This window comes from Kitasatospora sp. NPDC056076, from assembly GCF_042266305.1.
Classification (GTDB): Bacteria; Actinomycetota; Actinomycetes; order Streptomycetales; family Streptomycetaceae; genus Kitasatospora.
Window position 1 is genome coordinate 18,594 of the sequence record NZ_JBHJWG010000070.1, and the last position, 9,568, is coordinate 28,161.

6 protein-coding genes and 1 pseudogene are annotated in these 9,568 nt (G+C 72.1%); 6 read left to right on the forward strand and 1 reads right to left on the reverse strand.

Annotated features, from left to right (window positions below):
- Positions 1-106 precede the first annotated feature (106 nt).
- Entirely contained in the window at positions 107-3,640 is a 3,534-nt protein-coding gene (dnaE, locus tag ACFC1T_RS35720; protein WP_375896188.1) for a DNA polymerase III subunit alpha, read from the forward strand.
- A 26-nt stretch (positions 3,641-3,666) separates the two neighbouring features.
- On the opposite strand, the gene ACFC1T_RS35725 is transcribed toward dnaE, so the two are convergent.
- Entirely contained in the window at positions 3,667-4,554 is an 888-nt protein-coding gene (locus ACFC1T_RS35725; protein ID WP_375896191.1) for a LysR family transcriptional regulator, read from the reverse strand.
- 72 nt (positions 4,555-4,626) lie between these two features.
- Between ACFC1T_RS35725 and ACFC1T_RS35730 the strand changes: the two genes are divergently transcribed.
- From ACFC1T_RS35730 to ACFC1T_RS35750, 5 genes and pseudogenes are all read left to right on the forward strand, one after another.
- On the forward strand, positions 4,627-5,514 hold the full coding sequence (locus tag ACFC1T_RS35730) for a dihydrodipicolinate synthase family protein (protein ID WP_375896193.1): 888 nt from the start codon (positions 4,627-4,629) through the stop codon (positions 5,512-5,514).
- A 113-nt stretch (positions 5,515-5,627) separates the two neighbouring features.
- Positions 5,628-6,674, forward strand: coding sequence for an aspartate-semialdehyde dehydrogenase (locus tag ACFC1T_RS35735; RefSeq protein WP_375896195.1), 1,047 nt, complete (start codon positions 5,628-5,630; stop codon positions 6,672-6,674).
- Positions 6,675-6,923: 249 nt separating this feature from the next.
- Complete coding sequence (locus ACFC1T_RS35740) at positions 6,924-8,216, forward strand: NYN domain-containing protein (RefSeq protein ID WP_375896198.1); 1,293 nt, start codon at positions 6,924-6,926, stop codon at positions 8,214-8,216.
- A 118-nt stretch (positions 8,217-8,334) separates the two neighbouring features.
- Positions 8,335-9,336, forward strand: a complete 1,002-nt coding sequence (locus ACFC1T_RS35745) for an ABC transporter ATP-binding protein (protein ID WP_375896201.1) — start codon at positions 8,335-8,337, stop codon at positions 9,334-9,336.
- A pseudogene (locus tag ACFC1T_RS35750) lies at positions 9,333-9,568 on the forward strand (ABC transporter permease); the annotation flags it as partial. The gene ACFC1T_RS35745 and the pseudogene ACFC1T_RS35750, both read left to right, overlap by 4 nt.

Below are 9,568 nucleotides of genomic sequence, written 5' to 3' on the forward strand. Positions count from 1 at the left end.
CCCGAGAGGCGTTCCGGGCCACCTCCATTTCCAGGGCTTTCTCCCCCTGTGACCTGCGCGTTCGCCGGCCCGCCAGATCAGCACCAGAGCCTCCGGAGGCCCCGCCTTGAGCGATCAGCCGTTCGCGCATCTGCACGTCCACACCGAGTACTCGATGCTGGACGGTGCCGCCCGGTTGAAGCAGATGTTCAAGGAGGTCGAGCGGCTGGGGCAGACCCACGTCGCGATGACCGACCACGGCAACATGTACGGCGCCGCCGAGTTCCACCGGCAGGCGACCGAGGCCGGGATCACGCCGGTGATCGGGATCGAGGCGTACGTCGCCCCCGAGTCCCGCTCCAACACCAAGCGCATCCTGTGGGGCCAGCCGCACCAGAAGCGGGACGACGTCTCCGCGTCCGGCGCGTACACCCACAAGACCATCTGGGCCCGGAACAAGGAGGGCCTGCACAACCTCTTCAAGCTGACCTCGCGCTCCTACTCCGAGGGCTGGCTGGTGAAGTGGCCGCGGATGGACAAGGAGCTGATCTCCGAGCTGTCCGGCGGCCTGATGGCCACCACCGGCTGCCCGTCCGGTGAGGTGCAGACCCGGCTGCGGCTGGGCCAGTTCGACGAGGCGGTGAAGTCCGCGGCCGACTACCAGGACATCTTCGGCAAGGAGAACTACTTCCTGGAGCTGATGGACCACGGCCTGGACATCGAGAAGCGGGTCCGCGACGGGCTGCTGGAGATCAGCAAGAAGCTGAACATCCCGCCGGTCGTCACCAACGACTCGCACTACACCACCGAGGCCGACGCCGGCGCCCACGACCTGCTGCTCTGCGTGCAGACCGGCAAGAACCTCTCGGACCCGGACCGCTTCCGCTTCGACGGCACCGGCTACTACATCAAGTCCGCCGCCGAGATGTACGCGCTGGACTCCTCGGACGCCTGGCAGGAGGGCTGCCGCAACAGCCAGCTGCTGGTCGCCTCCCGGGTCGACACCGAGGGCATGTTCAAGTTCCGGAACCTGATGCCCCGGTTCCCGATCCCGGAGGGCTTCGAGTCCGAGGCGGACTTCTTCAAGTCCCAGGTCTGGGAGGGCATGGACTGGCGCTTCCCGAACGGGTACGACGAGGAGCACAAGAAGCTCGCCGAGTACGAGATGGACACCATCATCCAGATGGGGTTCCCGGCGTACTTCCTCGTGGTCGCCGACTTCATCATGTGGGCCAAGGGCCAGGGCATCGCGGTGGGCCCGGGCCGCGGTTCGGCGGCCGGTTCGCTGGTCGCCTACGCGATGGGCATCACCGACCTCGACCCGATCCCGCACGGCCTGATCTTCGAGCGCTTCCTCAACCCCGAGCGCATCTCCATGCCCGACGTCGACATCGACTTCGACGAGCGCCGGCGCGGTGACGTGATCCGGTACGTGACGGAGAAGTGGGGGTCCGACAAGGTCGCCATGATCGTCACGTACGGCACCATCAAGGCGAAGGCCGCCATCAAGGACTCCTCCCGGGTCCTCGGCTACCCGTACGCGATGGGCGACCGGATCACCAAGGCGATGCCGCCGGACGTCATGGGCAAGGGCATCCCGCTCTCCGGCATCACGGACAGCAGCCACCCCCGCTACGGCGAGGCGGGCGAGATCCGCGGGCTGTACGAGAACGACCCGGACGTCCGGAAGGTCATCGACACCGCGCGCGGCATCGAGGGCCTGATCCGCCAGCCCGGCGTGCACGCGGCCGGCGTCATCATGTCCGCGGAGCCGCTGACCGACCACATCCCGGTCTGGACCCGGCACACCGACGGCGTCACCATCACGCAGTTCGACTACCCCACTTGCGAGGGCCTCGGCCTCCTCAAGATGGACTTCCTCGGCCTGCGCAACCTGACGATCATGGACGACGCCGTCAAGGCGATCGAGAAGAACAAGGGCGTCAAGATCAACCTGCTTGATCTGCCCCTCGACGACAAGCCGACCTACGAACTGCTCTCGCGCGGCGACACCCTCGGCGTCTTCCAGCTCGACGGCGGGCCGATGCGCTCGCTGCTGCGCCTGATGAAGCCCGACAACTTCGAGGACATCTCCGCCGTCCTCGCGCTGTACCGGCCGGGCCCGATGGGCGTCAACTCCCACACCAACTACGCGCTGCGCAAGAACGGGCAGCAGGAGATCACCCCGATCCACCCGGAGCTGGAGGAGCCCCTGGAGGAGGTGCTCCGGCCCACCTACGGCCTGATCGTCTACCAGGAGCAGGTGCAGAAGGCCGCGCAGATCCTGGCCGGCTACTCGCTCGGCCAGGCCGACCTGCTGCGCCGCGCGATGGGCAAGAAGAAGAAGGAGATCCTGGAGGCGGAGTTCGTCCCCTTCCAGAAGGGCTGCCGCGAGCGCGGCTACTCCGACGCGGCCATCCAGGCGGTGTGGGACGTCCTCGTCCCCTTCTCCGGCTACGCGTTCAACAAAGCGCACACCGCCGGGTACGGGCTGGTCTCGTACTGGACGGCGTACCTCAAGGCCAACTACCCGGCCGAGTACATGTCCGGGCTGCTCACCTCCGTCAAGGACGACAAGGACAAGTCGGCGGTCTACCTCAACGAGTGCCGCAAGATGGGCATCCAGGTGCTGCCGCCGGACGTCAACGAGTCGGACTCGGACTTCACGCCGCACGGCAGCGAGACCGTCCGGTTCGGCCTGACCGCGATCCGCAACGTCGGCGGGCCGGTGGTCGAGTCGATGATCCGCACCCGGAAGGCGAAGGGGAAGTTCGCCTCCTTCCCGGACTTCCTGGAGAAGGTGGAGTCGGTGGTCTGCAACAAGCGGACCGTCGAATCGCTGATCAAGGCCGGCTCCTTCGACTCGCTCGGGCACACCCGCAAGGGCCTGAGCGCGCAGTTCGAGCCGATGATCGACAACGTCGTCGGGGTGAAGCGCAAGGAGGCCGAGGGGCAGTTCGACCTCTTCGGCGGCGACACCGCCTCGGACGAGCCGAGCTTCGGACTGGACGTCGTGTTCTCCGAGGAGGAGTGGGAGAAGTCCTTCCTGCTCACCCAGGAGCGGGAGATGCTCGGCCTGTACGTCTCCTCGCACCCGCTGCACGGCATCGAGCACGTGCTCGCCGACAAGGCGGACTGCGCGGTCGCGGACCTCGCGGAGCGCCCGGACGGGACGATCGTCACCATCGGCGGCATCATCTCGGGCCTCCAGCGGAAGATGACCAAGCAGGGCAACGCCTGGGCGATCGCCACCGTCGAGGACCTGGCGGGCTCGATCGACTGCATGTTCTTCCCGGCGAGCTACCAGCTGGTCTCCTCCCAACTCGTCGAGGACGCCGTGGTGTTCGTGCGCGGCAAGCTGGACAAGCGGGAGGACGTGCCGCGGCTGATGGGCATGGAGCTGTCCGCCCCGGACCTCTCCAACGCCCACGCCGAGGCGCCGATCGTCATCAACATCCCGTCCGGGAAGGTCACCCCGCCGCTGGTCGCCCGGCTCAGCGAGGTGCTGACCCACCACAAGGGCACGACCGAGGTGCGGGTGCGGCTGGAGGGGCGCACCAAGACCACGGTGCTGCGGCTGGACCGGCACCGGGTGAAGTCCGACCCGGCGCTGTTCGGGGACTTGAAGCAGCTGCTCGGGCCGAGCTGCCTGGTGGTCTGACAGGGGGAAGGGTGGCGGGGCGTTCGTCAGCCCCCGCTGCCCAGCCCCGGCGGGACGGCCGTGTGGAGAGCCGAGACGAAGGCCGAGATCGCCGGGTGGGAGCCCGCGCCGGCCCGGAAGGCGGCGCGGGTGCGGCGGTACATCGGCAGCCGGGTGAGGACCACGCCGGGCGGGGGCTGGGCGGTGCCCAGGTGGGGGACCAGCGCCACCCCCTGGCCCGCGGCGACGAGTGAGAGCACCGTGGTGAAGTCGTCGATCTGGTGCCGGATCCGGGGCGCGAAGCCCGCCGCCTCGCAGGCGCGGACGGCCATGGTGTGGCAGAGCGTGCCCGGCGGGGAGGTGATCCACGGCGCGCCGCGCTGCTCGGCGAGCACCGCCGGGGCGCGGGCGGCCAGGTACATCGGCTCGGTGAAGACCGGGCGGGTCACGGCCAGGCCCGGTTCCGGGTCGGCCGGGACGAGGTCGTACTCGTGCACCAGCGCCACGTCCAGCTCGCCCGCGCGCAGTGCCGCGCCGACGGCCGCCGGGTCCACCTCGGTGACCATCGGCTCCAGCCCCGGGTGCCAGGAGGCCAGCCCGGCGAGCACCGCCGGGATGATCGCGCGGGCCGCCGAGGGGTAGGTGCCGATCCGCAGCGGACCGGCCAACCCCTGCTTGGCGTGGGCGAGTTCGGCGTCCGCCTGTTCCAGCAGGGCCAGGACGGACTCGGCGTGGCGGACCAGGCCCCGCCCGGCCGGGGTGAGGGTGACCCGTCGCCCGGTGCGCTCCAGCAGCGGGACGCCGGCTTCCTTCTCCAGGACGGACAGCTGCTGGGACACCGCCGAGGCGCTGAACGACAGGGCCTCGGCGACGGCCGCGATGGTGCCGAGGTGGGCGAGTTCGCGCAGCAGGCGCAGACGTCGGACATCGAGCATCGGCCCAGCTTACGAGAAGCGTCGGAAATGTGAACTGGACCCGGGCGATCACCGGACCGCAGGATCGTCGGTATGGAACTCAAGGGCATCCACGTCCCCCTGATCACCCCCTTCGCCGCCGACGGCTCCGTCGCCCTCGATGCGCTGGAGAAGCTCGCGCACGAGGTCCTGGACGCCGGGGCGGCCGGCCTGGTCGCGCTCGGCACCACCGGCGAGCCCGCCGCGCTCACCGCCGAGGAGCGGGACGCGGTGGTCGACGTCGCCGCGGCCGCCTGCGCCGCGCGCGGGGCCCAGCTGACCGTCGGTGCCTCCGGCGGCGACACCCGGGCCGTCGGCGAGGCGCTGGCCGTGCTCGGCGCGCGGGTGCCGGGGGCGGCGGCGCTGGTCACCACGCCCGCCTTCGTCCGGGCCGGTGAGGCCGGGACGGTCGCGCACTTCCGGGCCCTGGCCGCGGGCAGCCCGCTGCCGCTGGTCGTCTACCACATCCCGTACCGCACCGGGCAGCAGCTCTCCACCGCCGCGCTGCGCGAACTGGCCGCGATCGACGGGGTGGTGGGCGTCAAGTACGCGACCGGCGGGCTGGACCAGACGGCGGCCGAACTGCTCGCCGAGGCCCCCGCCGGGTTCGCCTTCCTCACCGGGGAGGACGCCTTCCTGTCGCCGATGCTGGCGCTGGGCGCGGCCGGCGGCATCCTCGCCTCCGCGCACCTGGCGACCGCCCGCTTCGTCGAGCTGTACGAGGCCTGGCGGGCCGTGGACGTCGAGCGGGCCCGGGAGCTGGGGCACCGGCTGACCGGGCTGGCGCTGTCCGCCTTCACGGCGCCGAACCCGACGGTGACCAAGGGCGTGCTGCACGCCCAGGGGCGGATCCCGACCCCGGACGTGCGGCTGCCGCTGCTGCCGGCCGGGGAGGCGGAGGTCGCGGCCGCGCTGGCCCTCGCCAATGGTCTGGACCACTGAGGGCTGTCCGGAGCCCCTCTCACACCGTGGAATACCAGGTCGCCCCACCCGCGTGACAAGGCATGATGGGCAGAGTGCGGCTGTAGACAGCACCATTCAGAGGAGTAGTCGGAATGAAGATCGGCATTGTCGGTGCCACCGGCCAGGTCGGCAGCGTGGTCCGCGAGATCCTGGCCGAGCGGGCTGGTCGTGAAGGCGGACTGGGCCCGGTGGAGCAGCTGCGGCTGTTCGCCTCGGCCCGTTCGGCCGGGCGCACGCTGCCCTGGCAGGGCACCGAGGTCACCGTCGAGGACGCTGCCACGGCCGACTACACCGGCCTGGACATCGTGATCTTCTCGGCCGGCGGCTCCACCTCCAAGGCCCTGGCCCCCAAGGTCGCCGCCTCCGGAGCCGTCGTCATCGACAACTCCTCCGCCTGGCGCCGTGACCCCGAGGTCCCGCTGGTCGTCTCCGAGGTCAACCCGGAGGCCATCGCCGACCGCCCCAAGGGGATCATCGCCAACCCCAACTGCACCACCATGGCCGCCATGCCCGTGCTGCGCCCGCTGCACGAGGAGGCGGGGCTCGCCGCCCTGGTCGTCTCCACCTACCAGGCCGTCTCCGGCAGCGGCGTCGCCGGTGTCGCCGAGCTCCAGGACCAGGCCGCCAAGGTCGTGGACGGCGCCTCCGCGCTCGCCCACGACGGCTCCGCCGTCGAGTTCCCCGAGCCCAAGGTCTACCGGCGGCCGATCGCCTTCAACGTGGTGCCGCTGGCCGGCTCCATCGTCGAGGACGGCTCCAACGAGACCGACGAGGAGCAGAAGCTCCGCCACGAGAGCCGCAAGATCCTCGGCATCCCCGAGCTCAAGGTCGCCGGCACCTGCGTGCGCGTCCCGGTCTTCTCCGGCCACTCGCTGCAGATCAACGCCCGCTTCGAGCGCCCGATCAGCCCCGAGCGCGCCGCCGAGCTGCTCGCCGCCGCCCCCGGCGTCGAGCTGTCCGAGATCCCCACCCCGCTCCAGGCCGCCGGCCAGGACCCGAGCTACGTGGGCCGGATCCGGGCCGACGAGACGGTGGAGCACGGCCTGTCGCTGTTCGTCTCCAACGACAACCTGCGCAAGGGCGCGGCGCTCAACGCCGTCCAGCTCGCCGAGCTGGTCGCCGCCGAGCTCAAGGGCTGACCCGGGTCAACCCCGCGTGACGTTTGGCGGGCCCCGTCGTTGAACGGGGCCCGCCTTCGTGTTTCTTTGCGACTCATTGGGGCGGCTGTTGCGTGACCGGGACATCCGCCGAGGTTCGGGCCCCGAACCATGGGGAAAAGGTGACCCAACGATCGGGCGGTCAGGGGGCCCCTCACCCCGCACGCCGGGTCGACGGGCGGACCGCCCACCCAGACCGACCATCGAGGGCGAGCGGAAAGAGGTGCGCGGATGGACCGCTGTGTCGTCCTGGTGGATGCCGGATACCTGTTGGGCGCCGCCGCCAGCCTGCTCGCCGGAGACCCCTCCCGCTCCAAGGTCACCGTCGACCACACCGCGCTGATCAGCGCCCTGCGCGAACGCGCCGAGGCCGAGACCGGGCTGCCGCTGCTGCGGATCTACTGGTTCGACGCGGCCCCCGACCGCCGCCCGATGCCCGAGCACCGGCGGCTGCGGGTGCTGCCCCGGGTCACCGTGCGGCTGGGCGCCCTCACCCGGGCCGAGGGGCGCTGGGTGCAGAAGGGCGTCGACGCCGCGATGCACGCCGAGCTCTCCGAACTCGCCCGCAACCGGGCCTGCGCGGACGTCGTCCTGATCACCGGCGACGGGGACCTGCTGCCCGGCATGATGACCGCCAAGGAGCACGGCGTGGCCGTGCACCTGTGGGCGTTGCAGGCCGCCGACGGGGACTTCAACCAGTCCGAGGACCTGGTCGGTGAGGCCGACGAGCGGCGGGTCCTGGACCGCGAGTGGATCGAGGGGTCCTTCTCGCTGCGCGACCACTCCACCGTCTTCCCGGCGCCCGGGACGGGCGGCGCTCGGCAGGAGATCGCCAAGATCCTCGCCGCCCCGCCGGCCCCGCTGCCCAGCGTGGTGCCCCCCGGCGTGCGGCCGGCCGCCGCCGAGGCGGTGCCCGAGGAGCCCGCCGTCAACGGGCGGCCCCAGCCGGCCGCCGCCCTGCGGGTGGTGCCCACCCCGAAGGACCTCGCCGGGCGGGTCTCGGCCGTCACCCCGATCACCGCAGCGGCGAACGGGCACGTCAACGGGCACGCCAACGGACACGCCGCGGCCGGGCAGGCCACCAACGGGCAGGTGGCCGGCGGGCCGGTGCTGCGGTGGTCCTCCGACCGGGGCTGGGTCGACCGGCCCGCCCCCGAGCCCTCCGTCACCGCCGGGGACGGCCTGCCCACGCTGGCCCAGCTCACCACCGCCGAACAGCGCTGGGCCGACCGCGAGGAGGACATCACCACCATCGGCGGCGACGCCCACGAGGTCGGGCAGGTCTTCGCCCGCCGCTGGAGCGACCGCCTCGGCGACCTCGAACGGCTCACCCTGCTCTGGCCCGACTACCCGCGCATCCCGCACCGGGTCGACGGCGAGCTGCTGCGCTACGCGGCCCGCTTCGGACTGCTCGCCCACAAGGACGACCAGATCGACGAGCACGACCGCTACGCCATCCGGGCGGGGTTCTGGAAGGAACTGGCGGTCCGGGTCCCGGGCGGGTCGATGGTGGTGGACGACTGACGCGCCCCGGCGGGCTCCGGCTTCCCCCGGCTTCCGCCTGGCTTCCCCCGGCGATCGGGCCTCGGCGATCGGCCCCCGTTGTCCGGTTCGCCCGTGTGAGCGCGTAAAGTCTCCGGTCGTGGAAGAGACGGCCGGGCGAGCACCCCAGGACACCCCCGCGCCGTGCGTCGCCGTACGCGAACTGGTCCGGACCTACCGCACCGGACGTGGCGCCGCCGCCACCGAGATCCGGGCCAACGACGGGATCAGCCTGACCGTCCGCGCGGGCGAGGTCTTCGGGCTGCTCGGCCCCAACGGCGCCGGGAAGTCCACCCTCGTCCGCCAGCTCACCGGCCTGCTGCGGCCGGACTCCGGCACCGTCGAACTGCTCGGGCACGACATCGTGCGGCACCCGGAGCGGGCCGCCCGGCTGCTCGGCTACCTCGGGCAGGAATCCACCGCGCTGGACGAGCTGACGGTCGCGCTGGCCGCCGAGACCACCGGACGGCTGCGCGGGCTCTCGCGCGCGGCGGCCCGCGGCGCGGCCGCGGACGTCCTCACCGAACTCGGGCTGGAGCCGATCGGGGCCCGGCCGCTGGCCAAGCTGTCCGGCGGGCAGCGGCGGCTCGCCTGCTTCGCGGCCACCCTGGTGGGGGAGCGGCCGCTGCTCGTCCTGGACGAACCCACCACCGGCATGGACCCGGTCGCCCGGCGGGCCGTCTGGTCGGCCGTCGACCGGCGGCGGGCCGAGCACGGGACGACGGTGCTGCTGGTCACCCACAACGTGATCGAGGCGGAGACCGTGCTCGACCGGGTCGCCGTGATCGACGAGGGCCGGGTGATCGCCTGCGACACGCCCGGCGGACTCAAGGCCCTGGTGGACGGCGACGTCCGGCTCGACCTGGTCTGGCGGGACGAGGCGCCGATCGGCGTCCCCGCCGTCGCCGAACTGGCCGCGCGCGCCGAACGCACCGGACGCCGCTGGACCGTCCGCACCACCCCCGAGCAGGCCCGCGAACTGGTCGCCGCCGTCACCACCGGCCCGGCCTTCGCCGCCCTCGACGACTTCACCCTCGCCACCCCGAGCCTTGAGGACGCCTACCTCAAGCTGGGCGGCCGCCACGGAGGACTGGCCAAGTGACGCTGCTCTCGGTGCCCCCGCAGACCGGCCGGTCCACGGCCGGCGCCGCCCCGCTCGCCCCCGCCGCCCGGCTGCTGCCCGCCCTCGCCGCGGTGTACCGGGCGCAGCTCACCCGGGCGAAGGTCGCGCGGATCCCGCTGCTGTTCGTGGCCACCTTCCAGTCCGTCGGCATCCTGGTGATGATGCGGGGCGTCGTGGACGGCGGGCAGACCTCGGCGGCGCGGTCGGTGGT